At 62.9% G+C, this 21,948-nt stretch carries 22 protein-coding genes and 1 tRNA gene; 13 read left to right on the top strand and 10 right to left on the bottom strand.

The features are described from left to right. Positions 1 to 96 precede the first annotated feature (96 nt). The 3 genes from KW568_RS03670 to KW568_RS03680 all read left to right on the top strand — a co-directional run bounded on the left by KW568_RS03670 (position 97) and on the right by KW568_RS03680 (position 2,048). Entirely contained in the window at positions 97 to 882 is a 786-nt protein-coding gene (locus KW568_RS03670) for a hypothetical protein (protein WP_004575709.1), read from the top strand. Next, on the top strand, positions 879 to 1,334 hold the full coding sequence (gene rimI / locus KW568_RS03675) for a ribosomal protein S18-alanine N-acetyltransferase (RefSeq protein WP_004575708.1): 456 nt from the start codon (positions 879 to 881) through the stop codon (positions 1,332 to 1,334). Before KW568_RS03670 ends, rimI begins: the two co-directional genes overlap by 4 nt. A 138-nt stretch (positions 1,335 to 1,472) precedes the next feature. Then, positions 1,473 to 2,048, top strand: coding sequence for a D-Ala-D-Ala carboxypeptidase family metallohydrolase (locus KW568_RS03680; protein WP_033725220.1), 576 nt, complete (start codon positions 1,473 to 1,475; stop codon positions 2,046 to 2,048). On the opposite strand, the gene KW568_RS03685 is transcribed toward KW568_RS03680, so the two are convergent. Beyond that, on the bottom strand, positions 1,988 to 2,905 hold the full coding sequence (locus KW568_RS03685; protein WP_004575707.1) for a LysR substrate-binding domain-containing protein: 918 nt from the start codon (positions 2,903 to 2,905) through the stop codon (positions 1,988 to 1,990). The two genes, KW568_RS03680 and KW568_RS03685, sit on opposite strands and share 61 nt — an antisense overlap. Before the next feature lie 227 nt (positions 2,906 to 3,132). On the opposite strand from KW568_RS03685, the gene KW568_RS03690 reads away from it, so the two are divergent. Then, on the top strand, positions 3,133 to 3,747 hold the full coding sequence (locus KW568_RS03690) for a LysE family translocator (protein WP_004575706.1): 615 nt from the start codon (positions 3,133 to 3,135) through the stop codon (positions 3,745 to 3,747). Between the two features lie 130 nt (positions 3,748 to 3,877). Here KW568_RS03690 and KW568_RS03695 read toward each other — a convergent pair. Continuing rightward, positions 3,878 to 3,954: transfer RNA gene (locus tag KW568_RS03695), tRNA-Met, on the bottom strand. 95 nt (positions 3,955 to 4,049) lie between these two features. Then, positions 4,050 to 4,973, bottom strand: a complete 924-nt coding sequence (locus KW568_RS03700; RefSeq protein ID WP_033726482.1) for a FecR domain-containing protein — start codon at positions 4,971 to 4,973, stop codon at positions 4,050 to 4,052. A gap of 193 nt (positions 4,974 to 5,166) precedes the next feature. Between KW568_RS03700 and KW568_RS03705 the strand changes: the two genes are divergently transcribed. The 3 genes from KW568_RS03705 (at position 5,167) to KW568_RS03715 (ending at position 7,863) form a co-directional block, all read left to right on the top strand. Next, on the top strand, positions 5,167 to 6,381 hold the full coding sequence (locus KW568_RS03705) for an MFS transporter (protein ID WP_003247436.1): 1,215 nt from the start codon (positions 5,167 to 5,169) through the stop codon (positions 6,379 to 6,381). Between the two features lie 103 nt (positions 6,382 to 6,484). Next, a complete protein-coding gene (locus tag KW568_RS03710) occupies positions 6,485 to 6,622 on the top strand; it encodes a hypothetical protein (RefSeq protein WP_003247435.1) in 138 nt (45 codons plus the stop codon). Positions 6,623 to 6,705: 83 nt separating this feature from the next. Beyond that, on the top strand, positions 6,706 to 7,863 hold the full coding sequence (locus KW568_RS03715; protein WP_004575704.1) for an MFS transporter: 1,158 nt from the start codon (positions 6,706 to 6,708) through the stop codon (positions 7,861 to 7,863). 7 nt (positions 7,864 to 7,870) lie between these two features. Here KW568_RS03715 and KW568_RS03720 read toward each other — a convergent pair whose 3' ends face one another. Both KW568_RS03720 and KW568_RS03725 read right to left on the bottom strand, forming a co-directional pair. Beyond that, positions 7,871 to 8,821, bottom strand: coding sequence for a FecR domain-containing protein (locus KW568_RS03720; protein WP_004575703.1), 951 nt, complete (start codon positions 8,819 to 8,821; stop codon positions 7,871 to 7,873). Next, positions 8,814 to 9,329, bottom strand: coding sequence for a sigma-70 family RNA polymerase sigma factor (locus KW568_RS03725; protein ID WP_004575702.1), 516 nt, complete (start codon positions 9,327 to 9,329; stop codon positions 8,814 to 8,816). Before KW568_RS03725 ends, KW568_RS03720 begins: the two co-directional genes overlap by 8 nt. Positions 9,330 to 9,500: 171 nt before the next feature. Here KW568_RS03725 and KW568_RS03730 point away from each other — a divergent pair, with 171 nt between their 5' ends. Genes KW568_RS03730 through KW568_RS03740 form a run of 3 tightly spaced genes read left to right on the top strand, consistent with a single transcriptional unit; the run spans position 9,501 to position 13,695 of the window. Then, positions 9,501 to 10,127, top strand: a complete 627-nt coding sequence (locus KW568_RS03730; protein ID WP_004575701.1) for a DNA-3-methyladenine glycosylase — start codon at positions 9,501 to 9,503, stop codon at positions 10,125 to 10,127. 47 nt (positions 10,128 to 10,174) lie between these two features. Next, entirely contained in the window at positions 10,175 to 11,227 is a 1,053-nt protein-coding gene (gene ada / locus KW568_RS03735; RefSeq protein ID WP_004575700.1) for a bifunctional DNA-binding transcriptional regulator/O6-methylguanine-DNA methyltransferase Ada, read from the top strand. Positions 11,228 to 11,283: 56 nt separating this feature from the next. After that, entirely contained in the window at positions 11,284 to 13,695 is a 2,412-nt protein-coding gene (locus KW568_RS03740; protein WP_003247429.1) for a DUF3772 domain-containing protein, read from the top strand. Between the two features lie 25 nt (positions 13,696 to 13,720). Here KW568_RS03740 and KW568_RS03745 read toward each other — a convergent pair whose 3' ends face one another. From KW568_RS03745 to KW568_RS03765, 5 genes are all read right to left on the bottom strand, one after another. Further along, a complete protein-coding gene (locus KW568_RS03745; protein ID WP_003247428.1) occupies positions 13,721 to 14,938 on the bottom strand; it encodes a DUF3422 domain-containing protein in 1,218 nt (405 codons plus the stop codon). Between the two features lie 397 nt (positions 14,939 to 15,335). Then, on the bottom strand, positions 15,336 to 15,497 hold the full coding sequence (locus tag KW568_RS03750; protein ID WP_156336270.1) for a hypothetical protein: 162 nt from the start codon (positions 15,495 to 15,497) through the stop codon (positions 15,336 to 15,338). A gap of 17 nt (positions 15,498 to 15,514) precedes the next feature. Further along, the gene (locus KW568_RS03755; protein WP_004575699.1) at positions 15,515 to 16,945 is read right to left on the bottom strand and encodes an aldehyde dehydrogenase family protein; all 1,431 of its coding nucleotides are present in this window, start codon (positions 16,943 to 16,945) and stop codon (positions 15,515 to 15,517) included. Between the two features lie 13 nt (positions 16,946 to 16,958). Further along, positions 16,959 to 18,458, bottom strand: a complete 1,500-nt coding sequence (locus tag KW568_RS03760; RefSeq protein WP_004575698.1) for a cytosine permease — start codon at positions 18,456 to 18,458, stop codon at positions 16,959 to 16,961. A 92-nt stretch (positions 18,459 to 18,550) separates the two neighbouring features. Further along, positions 18,551 to 18,940: a nuclear transport factor 2 family protein gene (locus tag KW568_RS03765; RefSeq protein ID WP_004575697.1), complete on the bottom strand. Its 390-nt coding sequence runs from the start codon at positions 18,938 to 18,940 to the stop codon at positions 18,551 to 18,553. A 207-nt stretch (positions 18,941 to 19,147) separates the two neighbouring features. Here KW568_RS03765 and ycaC point away from each other — a divergent pair, with 207 nt between their 5' ends. The 3 genes from ycaC (at position 19,148) to KW568_RS03780 (ending at position 21,922) form a co-directional block, all read left to right on the top strand. Next, positions 19,148 to 19,768, top strand: a complete 621-nt coding sequence (gene ycaC, locus KW568_RS03770; RefSeq protein WP_003247424.1) for an isochorismate family cysteine hydrolase YcaC — start codon at positions 19,148 to 19,150, stop codon at positions 19,766 to 19,768. 107 nt (positions 19,769 to 19,875) lie between these two features. Further along, a complete protein-coding gene (gene ppk2 / locus KW568_RS03775) occupies positions 19,876 to 20,691 on the top strand; it encodes a polyphosphate kinase 2 (protein WP_004575696.1) in 816 nt (271 codons plus the stop codon). A gap of 34 nt (positions 20,692 to 20,725) precedes the next feature. Then, positions 20,726 to 21,922: a monovalent cation:proton antiporter-2 (CPA2) family protein gene (locus KW568_RS03780; protein WP_004575695.1), complete on the top strand. Its 1,197-nt coding sequence runs from the start codon at positions 20,726 to 20,728 to the stop codon at positions 21,920 to 21,922. Positions 21,923 to 21,948: the final 26 nt, after the last annotated feature.

Here is a 21,948-nt window from a genome sequence, read left to right on the forward strand (position 1 = left end):
GCCGCCCGCGCGGCGCTCGATCTGATAGGCGCTGCAAAAACCACGGCGTACACGTTAGAATGCCCAATTGCCTTCACCCCCTCGGATATCCGCCCCTTGCTGACCGAACCCCGTCGCCGCGCCTACCTTTCCGCCATGCAAGTGGTGCACTGGCTGCCGCGCGCCGAGCTGCCGTTCGCCGCACCGTCGCGGCCCGAGCTGCTGCTGCCGGTTGTGCCAGTCGAGGACATCGATTTCGAGGTCAGGCCGGCATCGGTAACCAACGAAGCGCCTGTCACCCCCCAGGCCCGCTCCGGCGAGCGGCCGAAAATCGAGATCCCACGCCCGGGCAGTGTGGCAAAACCCGCCGTCAAGCCTGCCGAGGCACAAGAGCAGCCCGCTGCTCCGCGCCCGGCACCGGTGCCGCCACCGCGCTTCTCGCTGCAGTTGTTGCGCGCCGGCAGTTGCCTGCTGCTGGTTGAACTGGCCACCGGTCAGCCCTTCCAGAGCCGCGATCCCTCCTATCTGCTGCTCAAGGACATGCTGCGCGCCGCCGGCCTGCCCGACGCCCCGCAGATCATCGGCGAGCCGGTACGCTGGCCACTGTTGGTGCGCGGCAACATGGACCAGGGGCCGGAGGCTGCGCGCGATTTCGTCCAGGGCTTCGTTCAGGCGCGCCTGGAAGACGCCCCGTCTACCTGTCTGTGGCTGGTCGGCCTGCCGGCACTGCGTTTTGCCGCCAATGTCGACGCCGACGCCTATTACCAAACCCTGACGCTCGACAGCCTGGGCGACGCCTGGGCATTGCCGGGCCTTGAACTGTTGATGGACGAGCCGCAACGCAAGGCGGACGTCTGGAAAGCCATGCGCCAGCTGATGGCGCGCTGGAAGAGCGTTGAATGAGTGACTCGATCAGCTTCCGCCCGATGACCGAGGCGGATCTGGATGCCGTACTTAAGATCGAATATGCCGCATTCAGTCATCCCTGGACCCGTGGAATCTTTCAGGATGCGCTCAAGTCGTACGAAGTCTGGCTGATGTTCGATGGCCAGCAGCAAGTGGGCCATGGTGTGATCAATGTGATCATCGATGAAGCGCACCTGCTCAACATCACCGTAAAACCGGAAAACCAAGGCTGCGGCCTGGGCCTGCGCCTGCTCGAACACCTGATGGCCCGGGCCTATCAGCTCAATGGCCGCGAATGCTTCCTGGAAGTACGCGCCAGCAACCAGTCGGCCTATCGTTTATACGAACGTTACGGCTTCAACGAAATTGGCCGCCGCCGCGACTATTATCCGATCGCCGGCGGCCGTGAAGACGCCCTGGTGATGGCCTGTACCCTGTTCGAAGACTGACTTTCCAGCGGCTTACCCCGTCACGCAGGCACCCCTCTGCTTCGGCCACCCGCTGACGCTGCAGTAACGGTTGCACGTTGAACTAGTATGAGTTCCGGTGGGAGTGCAGGCTTTGTTCTCAGCAGGGACGGATAAAGAATGAGAAAACTGCTTTTGGCAGCGGGCCTGTGTTTAGCGAGCGTTGCCCACGCTGACGAGCGCGACGTGTGGATGTTCGCCCAGTGGGCGGGTGATCATCAAACCCGCCCTTTCCGCGAAATGCTGGTAGATGCCCGGCTTTACGGTGTAGTGCCAATTCACCAGTTGCTGCGCTCGGCTTCGGACTGGAAACTGTGCCACGCATCGCCTTTCGCTGTACCGCCCCCCGGCAATTGGGCGGCTGTACGCTCGACCCTCGCGTTGATCAGGGCACTCGACGATCAAGGCATCCTGCGCCAGTTCGAGGTGGTTTCGGCTTACCGTGAGCCGCGCCTGAACGCCTGTGCGGGCGGGGCAGCCAACAGTGCGCATACCCGCGCGTTCGCCGTCGATATACTGCTGCCGGCCTGGGCCGACCCCAATCCGCTGTGCCGTTTCTGGCAGCAGCACGGCCAAGCCTGGAACATGGGCCTGGGCCGCTACCCATCAGGCCGCATTCATGTGGATACCGCCGGCTATCGCACCTGGGGCGGCGATGGCAGTGCGGGGTCGTCGTTCTGCGTCAAACCCAAATGAGCCAGGCAACCCCGGCATTCGTCCATTAGCCACTCTGCGAAGCGCTGGCACTTGCTGCTGTCGGCCAGAGGCTGTGGGCTAAGCAGGTGGTAGGCCGAGCCATCGCGCACAAAACCGTACGGCGCCTGCAACTGCCCGCTGTCGAGTTCGTCGCACACCATCAGGGCTGAGGCCATGGCCAGGCCCAGGCCGGCGTTGGCGGCCTGGATCGACAGGTAGAAATGCTCGTAGTCGCTGCGTTCGCAGTGCCGCGCCTGTTGGCCGCTCAGGCGCAGCCAGGTGGGCCAGGCAGCAGGGCGTGTGGTGCTGTGCAGCAGCCGTTGGCCATCGAGTCTGGCGCTGGCGGCGGGGTGGCACACCGGGCCGATCCATTCATCGCAGACCTTCTGGTTGAACAGCTGGTTATTCCAGTGGAAGTCGTCACGGCGGATGGCCATGTCGACCCCACTGCGGGCGAAGTCCAGCGGCCCGCCGGCAGCCACCAGGTGTAACTGCAGGTCGGGATGGGTGGCATGGAAGCGCAGCAGGCGCGGGATCAGCCAGCGCATGGCGATGGTCGGTTCGCAGGACAGCACAAGCACATTGTCGCGGACCTGGTGCTGCAAACGCTGCACGGCGCCTTCCAGCTGCTCGAAGATCGCCTGGGTGGTGCCATGCAGGGCGCGCCCGGCAGGGGTGAGGAAAATGGCCCTGTTGCGCCGTTCGAACAGTTCCACGCCAAGGCTTTCTTCCAGCAGGCGTATTTGGCGGCTGACCGCGCCGTGAGTGACGTGCAAGTGCTCGGCGGCGCGCACGAAGCTCTCGGTCTGGGCGGCAATGTCGAAGTAGCGGAAGGCGTTGAGTGGCGGCAGTTTCATGATTTCCCTGCTCAGCTGTGCCGGCCTCTTCGCGGGTAAACCCGCTGCTACATGGCCACATAGTTCCCTGTAGGAGCGGGTTTAGCCGCGAAGAGGCCAAGGCAGGTTGTACGTATCTGTGAGCAAAACTATCAGATTCATCTCAGCATAAATCGATTTTTCCGCATCTGTAAGCGCTCGATAATCGGCGGTCTGTGCATTTCCATCGCCTATCGAGAGCCATCAGCATGACCGAACTCATCGCCGTCGCCCTGTTTACCCTGCTCGCCGTCATCAGCCCTGGCGCCGATTTCGCCATGGTCACCCGCAGCAGTTATGCGCAGGGCCGCAAGGCCGGGCTGGCGGCCGCCATAGGTATCGCACTGGGGGTGCAGGTGCATGTGTTGTACACAGTGTTGGGCATTGCCGTGATCATCAGCCAGAGCCCGGCGCTGTTCCTCGTCATGAAAGTGCTGGGTGCGGGCTACCTGATCTACCTCGGGTACAAGTCATTGACCAACACCCGACGCATCAGCCTGGACGGGGTTGGCCAGTCTGCTGCCAGCGTACTGCAAGCGCTGCGCACCGGCTTTTTGACCAACGCCCTCAACCCCAAGACCCTCTTGTTTGTCATCAGTGCCTTCACCCAGGTGGTACAGCCTGGCAGCCCGCTGACGCTGAACTTCGCCTACGGTGCGTTCATGTCCGTTGCCCATTGGCTATGGTTCAGCCTGGTGGCGGTATTTTTTTCCAGCACGGCATTGCGCAAGGCGATGATCGAACGGCAAGTGCTGGTGGACCGGGCCATTGGTTTGGCATTGATCGGGCTTGGCCTGGCTGTGGCGGTGACCGGAATACGTTGAGGCGACGATAGCAGCGCCGAACCCTGTGGTTCGGCGCCCGGCTGCTGCTGGATGGGTTCGCGCGGGCACCAGCAACTTTTTCGCAGGCAAAGAAAAAGGGCTTACCTTGCGGTAAGCCCTTCGTCTTGTTTGGTGGCTACACAGGGACTTGAACCCCGGACCCCAGCATTATGAATGCTATGCTCTAACCAACTGAGCTATGTAGCCGATGGCGCGCATTATTCTCTTGAACGCCCCCTCTGTCAACACTCATTTCAAAAAAAATTTGCACGCTTTCAAAAACTTAGCGGCCAGCCCCGGTTTCAGCGCACCACAAGCCAGTGCCCGAGCACACCCAGCAACTGCAGCTGCTGGGCTGTAGCCAGGGATTGCAGGCTTTGGCCAGGCCGGTCGAGGTTGAAATCGCCGCTCACACGGCGATGAGCCACGTGTTCATCCATCATCCACAGACGCTGCCCTTGGTAACCGGCAAGGCGCTCCAGCACCTGCCTCAATGGCATGTCTGTGGCTTTAAGGCGGCCGTTGCGCCAACTGTCAGCGTTTTTCAGATCAGCCTTCCGCACCGGATCGATGCGTGTGTCATCGAAGGTTACCCGCTCACCTGCCGAGACCATTCGCTGCTCACCCCCCTGGGTGACCATGGCCTTGCCACTGAATACCACGAGTTCGTGACGCCCTGCATGGCGGGCTATCTGCAAGCGAGTGCCGTATACCTGGATGCGTGCGTTGCCCACTTCCACGTCCATGGCCCGCCCGTCGAGCACGACTTCCATATGCACCTGGCCCTGCACCAGGTGCAGTTGGCGGGTGCGGCCGCGCAGGTCGACGTTCATCGCGCTGGCGCTGTCCAGGTTCAATGTCGTGCCATCCGCCAAGCGTATGCTGCGGCGCTCTCCCACATCGGTGTGCAGCTCGCTGGCCAGACGCTGTATCAGCGGCCAGTACAGGTAAGCAGCAGCGCCTAACCCTAGCAAGAACACAAGCGCCAACCCTTTACCCAGGTGACTGCGACGGACAGTGACATGCCGTGGGTGAGGGCGGGCAGGTGCGGGTTGCAGCTGTTGCCAGAACGTCTCCAGCTCGGCGTAGGCGTGGGCGTTCTCTTGTACCTGGCACCAGGCTGCAAATGCCTGGCGCTGGGTTTCGTCGCAACCGGGCTGGCGCAGCAACGAAAACCACGCCAACGCTTCCTGTTGTGGGTCGGGCTGCAGCTGCTTGGCGGACATCGGGCTCATGGGGGCGGTCTGCTCACGATAGGGGCCGTTTGGCCTAACGATGACAGGAGTCATTGGCAGAGGATGCTAATTATATTGAGAACCATTTTCAAGTGCGTGGCGACAGGGGGATAAAAAAGGTAGCTATGTATCTATTTGATTCCTGATAATCGGATCCCAAACCAGAGGACGGAGATTCAGGCAAATGGCCACCAGTAGTGCCTCCACCGCATCCACCCCGGCAGCGGCAAGCCAAGCCTCGCCGATGGTGATGCGCATCATCGGTTTCTGCGCCTTGGCGCATTTGATCAACGACCTGATCCAGTCGGTGCTGCCGGCGATCTACCCGATGCTCAAGGCCAACTACGACCTGAGCTTCGCCCAGATCGGCATGATCACGCTCACGTTCCAGATCACCGCCTCGCTGTTGCAGCCTTGGGTCGGCTTCTTCACCGACCGCCGGCCCACGCCAAATCTGTTGCCGCTAGGCACCCTGTGCACGTTGGTGGGGATCGTGATGCTGGCCTTCGTTGGCAGTTTCCCGATGATCCTGCTGGCGTCGGCGCTGGTGGGCATTGGCTCGTCGACCTTCCACCCGGAAACCTCGCGTATTGCACGGCTGGCCTCGGGCGGGCGCTTCGGCCTGGCCCAGTCGACCTTCCAGGTCGGTGGCAACACCGGCTCCGCTCTGGGCCCGCTGCTGGCAGCGGCCATCGTCATTCCGTTCGGCCAGACCCATGTGGCCTGGTTCGGCCTGGCCGGGCTGTTCTTCCTCGGCGTTACCCTGATGCTGCGCGGCTGGTACAAGGAGCACCTCAATCAGGCCAAGGCGCGCAAGACGGTTCAGGCCACCCACGGCATTTCGCGCAATCGGGTAATTGCGGCGCTGATCGTGCTGGGCTTGCTGGTGTTCTCCAAGTACTTCTACATGGCCAGCTTCACCAGCTACTTCACCTTTTACCTGATCGAGAAGTTCGGTGTGTCGGTGGCCAGCTCGCAGCTGCATCTGTTCCTGTTCCTCGGCGCGGTGGCGGCGGGCACCTTCTTCGGCGGGCCGATCGGTGACCGTATCGGGCGCAAGGCAGTCATCTGGTTTTCAATATTGGGCGTGGCGCCGTTCACGCTGGCGCTGCCGTATGCCGACTTGTTCTGGACCACGGTGCTGAGCGTGGTGATCGGCTTTATCCTGGCTTCGGCGTTTTCCGCGATCGTGGTGTATGCGCAGGAACTGGTGCCGGGCAGCGTGGGCATGATTGCCGGGATCTTCTTTGGCCTGATGTTCGGTTTTGGCGGCATTGGTGCTGCGCTGTTGGGGTACGTAGCGGACCTGCGTGGTATCGAATACGTGTATGGGTTGTGCTCGTTCCTGCCATTGTTCGGGTTGTTGGCGGTGTTTCTGCCAAGTACAGGTAAACGCTGAACGCGCCGGGGGCCTGGCAGAGGCCCCTGGGCAATTGACGAGCCCCCCGGAGGTGGCTAGAGTGCCGCCTCTTTTTTCAATCACCTGCGTAGTAGCCAAAGCAATGCGCCGTACCCAGTCCCTCCCACACGCCCGCCAGCCTGCCTTCCAGGCACTGCGTCGTGCATGGCCGAGTGACACGGTGCTCAAGCGCCGCCGCAGCGTGCTGTTTGCCTTCACCTTCTCGCCACACCTCGCCTGAACTGATCTGCGCTTTCGCGTCGCTCGCCGTTCCGGCGTGCGCGCCTGTTTCTGCACGTCTTTTCGGTTTGCCAGGAGTGGTACATGAACATGCGTTTATTGGCGGGCTTGTTGTTCGCCGTTTCTGTCGTGGGTTTCAGTTTGGGGGCCAGTTTGCCGCTGGTGTCGTTGCGCCTGCATGAAGCGGGGGCGAGCACCCTGGAAATCGGCATCATCTCGGCCATCCCTGCCGCCGGCATGATGCTCTCGGCTTTTCTGGTCGACATCTGCTGCCGCCATCTCACCCGGCGCACTATCTATCTGCTGTGTTTCAGCCTGTGCACGGTCAGCATCGCCTTGCTCGAGTCCGCGTTCGGCTCGTTGTGGCTGCTGGCGTTGCTGCGCCTGGGCCTGGGGCTTGGCATGGGGATCGCCATCATCCTCGGCGAGTCGTGGGTCAACGAACTGTGCCCCGAACATAACCGCGGCAAGATCATGGCCCTGTACGCCACCAGCTTTACGGGCTTTCAGGTGCTGGGCCCGGCCATGCTGGCAGTGTTGGGCGCCGATAGCCCGTGGATCACGGGTGTCGTCACGGCCTGTTATGGGCTGGCGTTGCTGTGCATTGTGCTGACGGTGCCCAACGACCATGTCGAGCACGAAGAGGGCGAAAAAAGCTTCGGCCTGGCCGGGTTCTTCCGTGTGGCACCGGCGTTGTGCATGGCGGTGCTGTTCTTCTCGTTCTTCGATGCCGTGGTGCTGTCGCTGCTGCCGGTGTACGCCACCAGCCATGGCTTTGCCGTTGGCGTGGCAGCGTTGATGGTGACGGTGGTGTTTGCCGGCGACATGCTGTTCCAGCTGCCGCTGGGCTGGCTGGCCGATCGGGTTGAGCGCACGGGGCTGCACCTGGCGTGCGGGCTGGTGGCGATGGTGATCGGCATCGGTTTGCCTTGGCTGCTGAATCTGACCTGGCTGCTGTGGCCGCTGCTGGTGGTGCTGGGCGCGGTGGCGGGGGGCATCTATACCTTGGCGCTGGTGCTGATCGGGCAGCGCTTCAAGGGCCAGGACCTGGTCACTGCCAACGCCAGTGTGGGCTTGCTCTGGGGCGTAGGCAGCCTGGTCGGGCCGCTGGTCAGTGGGGCGGCCATGAATGTCGCGCCCCACGGTTTGCCCATGGCGCTGGCCCTGATGGCCGGGCTGTTCGTGTGCTTTGCCAGGCAGTCATACCGGCGCCGTGGGCGGATGCGGGCTGTGGCGCAGTGATACCCCTTTACGCCGCGCCGATGCTGACCCAATAGCGCGTTCGGTACTCGACCCGCACGGGCAGGCTGCGGGTGAGCAGTTGCAGGATTTGCCCGGTGTCAGCCAACTGATAGGTGCCGGAAACCTTCAAGCCCGCCACTTCTGGAGCGCAGCGCAACAGGCCCGGTCGGTAGCGGCCGAGTTCGCTGGCAAACTCGGCAAGCGGCATCTGCTGCACGCTGAGTACACCTTCGGTCCAACCCCAGGGGTCGTTGTGCAGTGTTCTGGCCTGAATGCTGCCGTTGGCGCTGACTTGCAAGGTTTCACCGGGCAGCACCTGCCTCGCTGAGGCCGAGGCAGGGAACAGCGTGACTTCACCACGCCGCACCGACAGCAGCAGGCCCTGGCTGTTTTCGCGCAGCAACAGCTGGCCATCGAAGGTGGTCAGCGGGCCGACAGGGGTGGCGACGTGGAATGGGCGGTTGTCGTTGGGGTTGCTGTCCAGGCTGACCTCGCCATGGATCAGTTTCAGCTGGCGTTGGTCTGCACTGTAGTGCAAGTCGATGGCACTGGCAGTGTTGAGCTGGATGCGGCTGCCGTCACTGCCTTGCCATTGGCGCCGTTCACCGGTGGCGGTGCTGGTGTCGGCCAGCAGCTGTGGCAGGCCTAGCGGTTCGCGCGCGGCCCAGCCCAGGCTGCCGCCCACGGCCAACAGCCCCAGTAACTTCAGGTGGTCCCTGCGGCTGGCTTTGGGGTGCTGGCTAGCGTCCAGGGTGCGCCGGCTCAGGTCCTTGGGCAGCCCGGCCAGTTCATCGCCCAGATGACTGACCCGCTGCCAGGCCAGGCGGTTGTGTGGGTGGCTGGCCAGCCAGTGTTGAAACTGCTGCTCGGTGCGCGGGCTGGGGGTGTCGAAACGCAGCTTTACCAGCCAGTCGATGGCCTGATCGACTTGCGTTTGAGCGGGCGTACCATCAGGCATCGGTATAGCGCAACCGGTAGCAGACGCCCAGGGCCTTGGCCAGATCGCGCTCAACGGTGGCCCTGGACACCTCCAGACGTTGGGCAACCTGCACGATGCTCAAACCGTCTAGCTGGGCCAGCAGGAACGCTTGGCGGACGCGCGGTTTCAACTGGTGCAAGGCGCGGTCGAGGCGTTCCAGGCTATCGAGGATGACAAGCTTATCCTCTTCGCTGGGCACTTCTGCTTCGGGCAGGTGAGCCAGGCTCTCCTGGTAGGCCCGCTCCAGCGCGCGGCGGCGGAACTGGTCGATCATCAAACCACGGGCGATGCTGCTGAGGTAGGCGCGCGGTTCTTTGAGCGGCGACACGTGGCGGGCGCGCAACAACCGCACGAAGGTATCCTGGGCCAGGTCTGCGGCATGTTCACTGCAACCGACCCGGCTGCGTAACCAGCCACGCAACCAGGCATGGTGAGACTGGTAGAGCAGAGCGACCTCGGTGGGCTTGAGCGTGTCGTTGATCTGCATCGTAGAGAAGGCCCAGTCCAGTGATGTGTGCGATTGTGAATAGTTCTCAATTCTATGCGGGGAAGATGGCGCCGAGCAATGGCATGCCAAAGATTAGCTGCGCAAGAACCGGCGTTTGCCCGATGAACGGCTGCGCTAAGCTGGACCTGCAATCGACTTGATGGAGGTGCCATGATGCTGGCCGACCTTTCGCCTGAGGCCTATCACGAGGCCACGCAACACCTGGCGGCACTTGACCCGGACTGGTCGCGGCATATCGCAGCGATCGGGCCCTGCCTGCACCAGGCTACGCCGGGACGTGAGCCTTATGAGGCATTGGTGCGGGCGATTGCCTACCAGCAACTGCACGCCCGCGCCGCCGAGGCGATCCTGGGGCGTTTGCTGGCGCTGTTCCCGGCAGATGATTTTCCGCAGCCAGAGCAGTTGCTGGCGGTATCCCCGGAAACCCTGCGTGCCTGCGGCTTTTCGGCGAGCAAGCTGGTGACGGTCCAGGGCATTGCTCAAGCCACCCTGGAGGGCTTGGTACCGACGCGGGAGCAGGCGTTAACCATGGCTGACGAGGCGTTGATCGAACGCCTGGTGGCGCTGCGTGGGGTAGGGCGGTGGACGGTGGAGATGCTGCTGATCTATAGCCTGGGCCGTTCTGACATTTTGCCGGTGGACGATTTTGGCGTGCGCGAGGGGTATCGGCGGCTCAAAGGGCTGGAGACGGCGCCGACACCGGCGCAAATGCGTTCGCTGGGCGGCGCCTGGCGGCCGTTTCGTACCGTGGCGGCCTGGTACCTGTGGCGGGCCTGAGTTTTTTGCATCGCCCGTACAGGCAACAACATATCCGGGAAACAAAGATGAACCCCTACACCACCCCCGACCAACGCTGGCAAGCCGTAGAGAGCCGCGACACTGCCGCCACAGGCCACTTTGTCTACGCCGTACGTACCACTGGCGTCTACTGCCACCCCGGCTGCAAATCACGCCAGGCCAAGCGCGTGAACGTCGAGTTCTACGACACTGCCGCGGCTGCCGAGGCTGCCGGCTACCGTGCTTGCAAACGCTGTATCAGCAAGGCCAGCGCCACCCGCCATAGCCAGCTGGTTACCCACGCCTGCCGCTTGATCGAAACCAGCGACCCCGCGCCAAGCCTCGACCAACTCAGTGCACAGCTGGCCGTCAGCCCCTTCCACCTGCATCGGCTGTTCAAGGCCGAAACTGGGGTCACCCCCAAGGCCTACGCCACAGCCTTCCGGGCCCGGCGCCTGCGTGCGCATCTGGAAGACGGCCAGCACTCTGTCACCGATGCTATTTACAACGCCGGCTACAACTCCAACAGCCGCTTCTACGAAAGCGCCGACCAGCGCCTGGGCATGCGCCCCCGGCAATACCGCGCCGGCGGTGCCGGGGCAACCATTCACTTCGCCCTTGGGCAGTGCTCGCTGGGTGCAATATTGGTCGCCCAGAGCGACAAGGGTATCTGCGCGATTCTGCTGGGCGACGACCCCGAGGGCTTGTTGCACGAGTTGCAGGATCAGTTCCCCAAGGCCCACCTGATTGGCGGCGACAGCGCCTACGAACAGAGGGTGGCCGAAGTGATCGGTTTCGTCGAAGCGCCCGCCTTGGGCCTGGCCCTGCCGCTGGATGTACAAGGCACCGCGTTTCAGGAGCGGGTGTGGCAGGCGCTGCGTGAGGTGCCGGCCGGCAGCCGGGTCAGCTACACCGACATCGCCGAGCGCATTGGCGCCCCCAAGGCCGTGCGGGCGGTAGCCATGGCCTGCGCGGCCAACCGTATTGCCGTGGCCATCCCTTGCCACCGCGTAGTGCGCCGGGATGGCGACATCAGCGGTTACCGCTGGGGCGTGGAGCGCAAACAGCAATTGCTGAAGCGAGAAACGGCACTCTCCTGACGGCCCGAAGCCGCGTAGAATCCCCCGCCAAATCGAATTGCAAAGAGGAATATTCGATGAGGCGTGTCAGCCTTGCCCGTTATTGCCCAGGTCTGATTGCCCTGCTGGCCCTGATGCTGTTGCTTGTCAGCCCGGCCTGGTCGGCCCCGGCCACGCCATTGTCCAACTTGGCGGCTGCCGAAGCGCCCGCACTGGACGAAAACGCCAGCCTCGAACAGCTGAGTGACCGCTTGGACCTGATCCGCCAAGGCGTCACCAGCGAGGCCAACGACGACGTGCTGTCGCAACTGCGCCTGGGCGCGATGCAGGTTCAGCGTCAAGCTGATGCACTGAGTACACAGCGCACTGCCGATGTGGGAAAACTCGACGACCAGCTGAAGGTCATCGGCCCGGCCCAGCCGGACGAGGCTGCTACCCTGACACAGCAGCGCAAAGCGCTGGAGGCCGAGAAAAAGGCGCTGGTAGCCCAGCAGGATCAGGCCACCAAGCTGACCCAGTCGGCCCGTGACCTGTCCACGCAAATCGTCAACCTGCGCCGCAGCCAGTTCAACTCGCAAATCACCAGCCGTGCAGCCTCGCCGCTGAGCCCAGCCTTCTGGCAGAGCATCATCCGCCCCACCCAGGACGACGTGGCGCGCCTGCGTGACCTGCGCAGCGAGGCGGCCGATGCCATCAGCAGCGCCTTCAGCGCCGAAAACCGCTGGCTGTTCGTTGCCAGCCTGGTGGCGGCGATTCTGGTGTGGACGTTGGTGCGGCGCGTGCTTGAACGCTTGCTGGCCAGTGCCATGGTTCACTGGCTGCCGGAGGGCCGCCTGCGCCGCAGCGCCTTGGCTCTGGGCGTTAGCCTGGCAACCCTGGGCACCATCGCCGGCTCGGTGTCGTTGCTACGCTGGGGGCTGGAAAGCAATGCACGCTTGGGTTCGGATATCGCCAGCCTGACCAATCACATTCTCACCCTGGTGGTGTTCAGTGCCTTCATCACAGGCCTGGGCCGCGCCATGCTGATGCTGCAGCGTCCGTCCTGGCGGTTGCCGGCGATTCACGACGAAGTCGCCAGTGCGCTGGGCTGGTTCCCGAAGGTGCTGGCACTGGCACTGATGGTCATGATGACCATGGAGCGCATGAACAGCGTGATCGGCGCCAGCCTGGCGCTGACGGTGGCCGTCAACGGGCTGACCGCGCTGGTGGTGGCGCTCACCTTTGCAGGCGCGCTGCTGTGTTACCGCCGCACCCTGCGCAAGCATGGCCTGGAGCGCCCGACGGGCCTGGCCGGGCTGATCCCGTTCGTGATGGTCATCTGGCTGACGTTGATCCTGCTGGCACTGCTCACCGGCTACCTGACACTCGCCTATTTCCTCACCGCCAAGCTGTTGTGGGTCAGCCTGGTGATCACCTGTGCCTACTTGCTGACCACCTTCTTCGGCGACCTGTGCGAAACCCTGCTGTCACCCCGCCAGCCCGGTGGCCTGGCACTGGCGTCGACCCTGGGCCTGGCGCCTCGCCACCAGGCCCAGGCCAGTACCATACTGGCCGGCATTGGCCGCACGGTCGTGCTGTTCCTGGCACTGTTGCTGGTGTTGATGCCGTCGGGCACCAGCCCTAGCGAATTGCTGTTGAGTCTGGGCGACTGGGATGGGACCGGCGGCAAGCTGCTCGGTAACCTGAACATCGTGCCGCAGGACATCCTGCTGGCCTTGGCCATCTTCCTCGGCGGCCTGTTCGCCATCCGTGTGGTCAAGCGCTGGCTGAGCGACCGCCTGCTGCCGGAAACCGAGATGGACGCCGGCATGCGGGCCTCGCTGGTAACCCTGGTGGGTTACCTGGGTTTCCTGTTCCTGGCCATGCTGGTGATGTCGACCTTGCGTATCAACCTCACCAGCCTGACCTGGGTGGTCAGTGCCCTGTCGGTCGGTATCGGTTTCGGTTTGCAGCAGATCGTGCAGAACTTCATTTCCGGCCTGATCCTGCTGACCGAGCGCCCGGTGAAGGTCGGCGACTGGGTCAGCCTGGCGGGTGTCGAGGGGGATATCCGCCGCATCAATGTCCGCGCCACCGAGATCCAGATGTCTGACCGTTCCACGGTGATCGTGCCCAACTCGCAGTTCATCTCGCAGAACGTGCGCAACGTGACCATGGGCAACGCGCTGGGCGTGGTCAGCATTACCCTGACACTGCCGCTGGAGACCGATGCCAACCGTGTGCGTGAGCTGCTGCTGGCGGCTTACCATGAGCATGAGGCGATTCTGGATGCGCCAGCTACCTCGGTGTCGTTCAAGGACCTGACGGCCAGCGGTATGGTGATCGGTGTGAGTGGCTATGTGGCTGGGCCGCGGCAGGTATCGGGCACCCGCAGCGACCTGCTGTTCACCATTCTTGGCCGTTTGCGTGATGAAGGCATTCCACTGTCTTCGCCGCAGAGCATGGTGCTGGTGCAGGAAGGTACGCGGCCGGCTGACGAGTCGGTGTAGGCATCGGGGGGCAAGGCCCCCCAACTCAATGCTGTTTGGCCTGCCTGATACGCAGCAGTATCACCAGCAGCACCAGCAGGACTGGCGGCGCCATGGCCATCAAGCCATCGCGCGCCGTCAGTCCCAACCCCAGTACATTCAGCCCGCCATACAAAAGCTTGAACAGATTCAGCAGGTAATAGGTGATGGCGATGATCGACAGCCCCTCCACCGCTCGCTGGATTTTCACCTGGGCATCTGCCCGGGCATTGAGGCTGCGCAAGATCTCGGCGTTCTGCTCCTCCATCTCAACTTGCACCCGCGCCTGCAGCAAGTCGCCCAGGTTGGCCACGTTCTTCGCCAACTGCTCCAGCCGTTGCTCGGTGGCTGCGCAGTAGCGCACGGTCGGCTTGAACCGGCGCTCGATGAATACCCCAAGGCGCTGGCAGTCACCCACATGGCTTTCCCGCAACTCCCCCAGGCGTTCGAACACCAGCTGTGCGTAGGCCTGGGTGGCGCCAAAGCGGTGACGGGTTTTTACTGTGCGGCTTACAACCTGACGTGACAGGTGGGCAATGGCTTCCAAGAGCCCCTTGGAATCATGGCCATCGACCCCGGCACTGCGCTCGGAGAGGCAGACCAGGGTCTTGTCGAAGGCATCCAGTTCCTGGCTCAGTTGCTTGGCCGTGCTCAGGGTCAGCGAAGCCATCATGCGGTACGTCTCGATTTCCAGCAGGCGGCGGATCATGCGGCCCTGGCGGTAGGCATTGAGGCGCCTGTTGATGAACAGGAAGCGGTTGGTGCCATCCTCGGTCAGGCGGAAGTCGCTCCACACCACCGCATCGCCACCACCCACGCACGAGCCGCACGGGTCTTTGAAACCGTAGTGGGCCAGGTTCAGGTCCTGTTCGTGACGTACCAGCACCTGCACTGCATTGATCACCTGCGCCGCCTGCGGCGCAATCGCCTCGGCCAGCACCGGCGGTAGGGTTTGCCATGTGGTATCGGCTGTGGTGCATGGCACAACCAGCGTCAACGTGAAGAACTCGGTGTGCCGCTCCCATTTGAACGGGTGGCCATCCATGTCAGTGATGCCTTGTGCGGCACCGGTGTCCGAAACATCAGGGCAGCAGCGTTGTAGCAATGCTGTACAGGCAGCATCGCCGCCGAGCAAGGCCAGGTGGAAGACATGCGCCGGGCCGTCGAAATAGAGTGACGGACGGGCGTGCAGTTCATTGTGCAAGGCGGTGCGTTGAGGGTGCATGGGTGGTCCGGCCTGGTGTTGTGATTATGGGGGTACCAGGAAGTGGGACTTTGCGGGCACTGGAGAAAGTCACGCGGGGGGAATGTTTGTATGGCCTGTACCGGCCTCTTCGCGGGTGAACTGCTCGTGGGCGCTCAACAGTTGAAAAGCCTTTGCGGTCGCCTGTAGGCGCGGGTTTACCCGCGAAAGGGCCGGCCCTGCTGGCCAATTTCCACCGGCCGCTCACCGTCGCAGCCGCCACCGTATTCGGGGGTAAACCCGCTCCTACACACGCACAGGTCGTTGTAGGCGCGGGTTTACCCCCGAACACCGGCAGAGCCGGTGCCATCCACCGCGTTGGTTTCTTCGCGGGCATGCCCGCTCCCACAAGATGACCACAGGCCTGAGGTGTTGTGGATTACCTGTGGGGGTTTACCCGCGAGGAGGCCGGAAAACCATAGATTTCGCCTTGCCCCACGGTTTGATGATTAATCACCTCTATTTCAAAGCCTTTCCAGGCATTGCCGCCGTTGAAGCTGCAGGTTGCTGCCTGTCGACTGACACCGGTGAGAAGTTTCAAGGCGGCCCCTTGCGATATCAGCCCAGACAGCGGGTTACATGCTTGACCGACTGATAGGCTGACAACCCCCAAGGCCCCAGCTCACGCCCGATCCCGCTGCCCTTGGTGCCCCCCCAGGACGTTTCGACGAACACCGCCTGCACCGAGTTGATCCACACATGGCCAACCTCCAGCGCATCGGCCACGCGCTCGGCGCGTTCCAGGTCGGCGGAGCACACCGTGGCGACCAGCCCGAAGCGGCTGTCATTGGCTTCGGCAATGGCCTGTTCCTCGGTGGCAAAGCGCCGTGCGCAGAGCACCGGGCCAAAGATTTCCTCGGTCCACAGGCGGCTGTCTTTCGGCACATCGGTATACAGCGTCGGGCTGACGAACCAGCCTTCACGGTCCAGTGCATGGCCGCCAGCCAGGCACTGCAAACCTTCTCCCCGCGCCGTGGCAAAGTAGCTGGCCACCTTCAGCCATTGCGCCTGGCTGGTCAGCGGCCCCATGTCGACCTCTTCGGTCAAAGGATTACCCACCCGCAGGTTTTCCAGTGCCGCCTGCAAGCGCGGCAGTAGTGCATCGGCAATGCCGTCCTGCACCAGCAGCCGCGATGTGGCTGAACACATCTGGCCGGCGTTCCAGCTGATGCCGGCAACAATCCATTCCACCGCCTGGTCGACATCGCAATCATCGAACACCACGATGGCCGACTTGCCGCCCAGTTCCAGCGTCACCGGCCGGCACTGCGCCGACGCGCTGCGCATCACCTGGCTGCCGACGCTGTTGCTACCCGTGAAGGACAACTTGTCCAGGCCGTTGTGGTTGCTCAGTGCGGCGCCGGTCTCGGCCTTGCCGTTGACGATGTTCAGCACCCCGGCGGGCAGGCCCAGGGCGTCGGCGATCTGGCCGTAGGCCTGCTCGATCAGCGGGGTGACCTCTGAAGGCTTGAGCACCACGGTGCAACCGGCGGCCAAGGCCGGAGCAAGTTTCCAGGCGCTGGTCACCAACGGGAAGTTCCACGGCACGATCAGGCCGACCACGCCCACCGGTTCAAGGCGGGTGCGGGCGGTGAAACCCGGCGCAGCCAGGGGCACAGTGCGGTTTTTCGATGGCAGTTGCTCGGCCAGCTCGGCGTAATAGCCAAAGGTGGCGATGGCGTCATCCAGGTCGATTTCCGCTTCGTGACGCGGTTTGCCGTTATTGCGCATCTGCAGGGCGACAAGCGCTTCACGGCGTTGCCCGAGCTGTTCGGCAAAACCACGCAGGAAGGCGGCACGTTCACTGGCGCAGGTGCTTTTCCAGGCGGGCAGGGCGCTGCGGGCAGCGGCGACGGCCTGGTCGACCTGGCTCACGCTGGCGGCCATCAGCTCGGCGAACGGTTGCCCCAGTGCAGGGTCGTTGACACTGATGCAGTCGCTGCCTTGGCCTTCGACCCAATGGCCGGCGATATAGTGGGAAGTGGTCATGGTCGGTTTCCAGTCAGGCCATTTCGGCAGTGGTCACAGGCGTATGCGCGGTGCTTTTGCAACGCACCCATCGCGGGCCCAAGGGGCCATACACGCCAGCAGGTTCAGGGAACAGGTTGAGCAACAGCAGGTACAGCACGCCAGCCAGCCCCAGCGTGACCGGCAGGCTCAGGTCGATGCCGCCAGCCAGGTCACCCAGTGGGCCGACGAACTGCCCCGGCAGGTTGACGAAGCACAGGCCAACCGCCGCGCTGGGGATCCACGCCCCCATGCCGCGCCAGTTCCAACCGTGCAGGAACCAGTAGTGGCCACCACGCTGGCCGCGGGTGAATACCTGCAGGTCGTCGGCGTGGTAGAAGCCGCGGCGGGTAATCAGGCCAAGGATCATGATCACCATCCACGGGCTGGTGCAGGTAATGATCAGCACGGCAAAGGTCGATACGCTCTGCACGAGGTTGAAGGTGAAGCGGCCAATGAAGATGAAGCCGATCGCCAGCACGCCGATCAGCAGGGTGGCGCCGGCTCGGCTGAGCAAGCGTGGGAACACGCTGGACATGTCCAGGCCGGTGCCATACAGCGCGGTGGTGCCGGTGGACATGCCGCCGATCACCGCAATCAGGCACACCGGCAGGAAGAACCAGCTTGGCGCTACCGCCAGCAGTCCGCCCACATAATTGTTGGCGGCGATGTAGTCTGGAGCCTGGGTGGCGACCAGGGTGGCCGTACACAGGCCGAACAGGAACGGAATCAGCGTCGCCCCCTGTGCCGCGATCACTGCCAGCATGATGCGTGCCTTGGGGGTTTCGCGTGGAATGTAGCGCGACCAGTCACCCAGGAAGGCGCCAAACGACACCGGGTTGCTCATGGCCAGGATCGCCGCGCCGACGAACGCAGCCCAGAAGCCTGCCTGGCCAAGGTTGACGCTGCCTGCGTAGCCGGCATCGAAGGGCCCGGCAAAGGCGACGATGCCCAGCAGGAACAGCAGGCTCGAGGCCCAAACGGCAATCTTGTTGACCCACAGCATGAAGCGGAAGCCAAAGATGCAGACCACCAGGACCAGCACCGCGAACACACCGTAGGCCAGCCCCAGGGTCAGGTCGGTCTCTGGCAGACCGGCCAGGCGCTTGGCACCACCGACCAATGCATCGCCCGAGCTCCACACCGAGAGGGAGAAAAACGCCACCGCCGTGAGCAGCGACAGGAACGAGCCGACGATACGCCCGTGTACGCCAAAGTGCGCGCCCGATGAAACGGCGTTGTTGGTGCCGTTAAGCGCGCCGAACAGCCCCATCGGTGCAAGGATCAGCGCGCCGATGCCAACGCCAAGCAGAATCGCCCACACACCCGCCTGGAATGACAACCCGAAAAGCACCGGGAAGCTGCCCAGTACGGCGGTAGCGAAGGTATTGGCACCGCCGAAGATCAGGCGGAACAGGTCCAGCGGGGAGGCGTCGCGTTGATCGGCGGGGATCTGTTCGACGCCGTTGGTCTCGATACCGGTCGAGTGGCTCATGGTGGTGCTCCAGCGCGGTTGTTGTAGCCAGCGCAGTGCGCGGGCCTTTTTGTGGGTGCGATGGCAGGGCGGCAGCGCCGCGTAAAGGGTGATCAGGCCGGTGTTACGACCGACAGGTGCTCGTGGCAGGCCAGCCACTGGTCACCATGGCGGCGGAAGACAATGGTCTCGCGCTCGCTCAACGGGTGCTCTTCACCGCCGATGCGGATACGCGTGGCCACATCGTGCATGAAAACAGCCACGTCGCCTTGCAGGCTTACATGGGCGTTGCCCGATTCGCAGGCAAGCACGGTAAAGCCCTCGGCCTGCCACTGGGCCCAGAGCTCTTCATAGGCGCGACGCGACAGCAGCGGATACGGCAAGGTGTGGAACAGAAAGGTGGCGTCTTCGCTGAAGCAAGCGAAATAGCGTGCGGTGTCGTTGCTGGCGAACGCCGCGACGAGGTCGGCGGCAGCTTGCCGCACTTGGAGTGTCTGGTCCACGGGAGTGGCCTCACGGTTTTTTGTGATTGTGGTGAAGCGATTCTGGTGGCGGTTGGCGAGGGGAAAAATCGCTGGCGGCAAATAATCAGTTCAGGAATTTGTGAAGTGATGGGGCACATGGCAGTACAGGCAAGCCGACTGACGGTCTCTCCCACCCTCCATCCTTGCCTACGCTGATACTCCCAACCCGAAGCAAGGAGATCCACTGTGACCTTCCAATACAAGCGACTGGACAAGAACAACGCAGCCGTACTGCTGGTCGACCACCAGACCGGCTTGCTCTCGCTGGTAAGGGACATCGACCCCGACCGCTTCAAGAACAACGTCTTGGCCCTGTCTGACCTGGCCAAATACTTCAAGCTGCCGACCATCCTCACCACCAGTTTCGAGACGGGGCCCAACGGCCCGCTGGTGCCAGAGCTGAAAGAGCAGTTCCCTGATGCCCCCTACATTGCACGCCCGGGCAACATCAACGCCTGGGACAACGAAGATTTCGTCAAAGCGGTAAAAGCCACCGGCAAGAAGCAGCTGCTGATTGCTGGTGTGGTTACTGAAGTATGCGTGGCCTTCCCGGCCCTGTCGGCATTGGAGGAGGGCTTCGAGGTATTCGTCGTCACCGACGCCTCTGGCACGTTCAACGAACTGACCCGTGATTCGGCCTGGCGACGCATGGAGGCTGCCGGGGCGCAGCTGATGACCTGGTTCGGCGTGGCCTGCGAACTGCACCGTGACTGGCGCAACGACATCGAAGGGCTGGGTACTCTGTTCTCCAACCATATCCCGGACTACCGCAACCTGATGACCAGTTACAACAAGCTGGCCAAATAGTGCCTCCCGGGGGCTGCACGACAGCCCCCCACATCAATCTGCAAGCGAAGCGGCAAACTGGCATTAATCGACCATACTCACTCTTCATTCGCCTTCAGGAGCGTGTCATGTCGAAGCCGTCCAGGAAGCCCCCCAAAAAACAGCCAGAAAAGCTGGGCGGCAAGGCCTACGAAAAAGCGCTCAAGAACCTGCATGTAGAGTTGGTCAAGCTACAGGAGTGGGTGGTCGCCAAGGGCCTGAAGGTATGCATTGTCTTCGAAGGCCGCGATGGCGCCGGCAAGGGCGGCACCATCAAGGCCATTACCGAGCGTGTCAGCCCGCGGGTGTTTCGTGTAGTGGCGCTGCCCGCACCGACCGAGCGGGAAAAGACCCAGATGTACCTGCAGCGTTACCTGGGCCATCTGCCTGCGGCGGGTGAAGTGGTGATCTTCGATCGCAGCTGGTACAACCGTGCGGGCGTTGAGCGGGTAATGGGCTTTTGCTCTGGCGAGCAAGCGGACAAGTTTCTGACCGGAGTACCCGGGTTCGAAAGGGTCATAGTCGATTCAGGGATCATCCTCATCAAGTACTGGCTTGAAGTCAGCGCCGATGAGCAGACTCGGCGCCTGCAGGATCGCATCAACGACGGCCGCAAGCTGTGGAAGTTATCGCCAATGGACGTCAAGTCGTATAGCCGCTGGGATGAATACACCCAAGCGCGTGATGACATGTTCCAGGCGTCGGATACCGCTTGGGCGCCGTGGTTCATGGCCAACTCCAACGACAAACGTCGCGCCCGGCTGAATATCATCAGCCATCTGCTCAGCCGTATTCCCTACAAGGATATAACCCGCGACCAGCACGTGAAGCTGCCCAAACGCGGCAAGATCGGCAAGTACAAGGCTGTCGCCTACCCGTTCAAGTTCGTCGAAGAACGTTTCTGAACCCCTCCCTGCAGGGAGCTGAAGGTACGAGCTCATGCCACATGACGGCAGCCTGTTGCAGGCGACGGTGGTATTCCTTTTGGCTGTGGTGCTTCTGGTACCGCTGGCGCAGCGTCTGAAAATGGGCGCAGTACCGGGATACCTCTTGGCGGGTATCTTGATTGGTCCGTCGGTGTTTGGCCTGCTCGGCAACCCGGACAACGTGGCGCGGCTGTCGGAAATGGGCGTGGTCATGCTGCTGTTCGTGATTGGCCTGGAGTTGTCCCCAAGGCGCCTGTGGACCATGCGCCGGGCGCTATTTGGCGTCGGCAGTTTGCAAGTGGGGCTGACCGCCGTGCTGCTTGGGCTACTGGCATTCTGGTTGTTCGACCAATCGAAACCCGCCGCCATCGTGCTGGGGCTGGGCCTGGCGCTGTCGTCCACCGCCTTTGGCTTGCAGGTACTGGCCGAGCGCAAGGACCTGGGCAAACCTCATGGCCGCCTGGCCGTGGCCATCCTGCTGTTCCAGGACATTGCCGCCATTCCCTTGATTGCCGTGGTGCCGCTGCTCGGTGGCGATGTCAGCACTGCTGACGAAGGTGCCTGGCCTTTGTTGGCTGTAGTTGTCGGCATTGGTGTGCTGATTGTTTTTGGCCGTTATCTGCTGACCCCGATATTCAAGTGGACGGTGGGTTCGGGCCTGCCTGAGCTGTCGACCGCCACGGCCTTGCTGGTCGTGCTGGGCACCGCTTGGTTGATGGAGCATGTGGGTGTGTCGATGGCGCTGGGGGCGTTTCTGGCCGGTGTGCTGATGGCCGAGTCGCCGTTCCGCCACGAACTGGAAACCCAGATCGAGCCGATCAAAGGCCTGCTGCTTGGATTGTTCTTCGTTGGCGTAGGTATGAGCGCCGACCTGCGTCTGCTGTTCGGCATGCCGCTGATGGTGCTGGGCCTGACCGTGCTGCTGGTGGCCATCAAGCTGCCCTTGCTGTATGGCCTGGGGCATACGGCCGGAGGGCTCAACCAGGCCCAGGCGTTATGCCTGGGCGTGGTGTTGGCTTCGGGTGGCGAGTTTGCCTTCGTGGTGTTCAAGCTGGCGCTGGAGCACCAGGTACTCACCCAGCAGGTACACGACCTGCTGGTGCTGGCCATCACCTTGTCGATGGCGGTGGTGCCCTTGGTCATGATGGCCCTGGCGCGGCAGCTACGCGATGACAGCCCTTTACAGGCATCCCCTGAAACGGGCCAGTGAATTGCGCCTTGCTGGCGCATTGGGTA

Origin of the sequence: Pseudomonas sp. HD6515 (assembly GCF_024971855.1) — a bacterium.
Lineage (GTDB): Bacteria > Pseudomonadota > Gammaproteobacteria > Pseudomonadales > Pseudomonadaceae > Aquipseudomonas > Aquipseudomonas alloputida.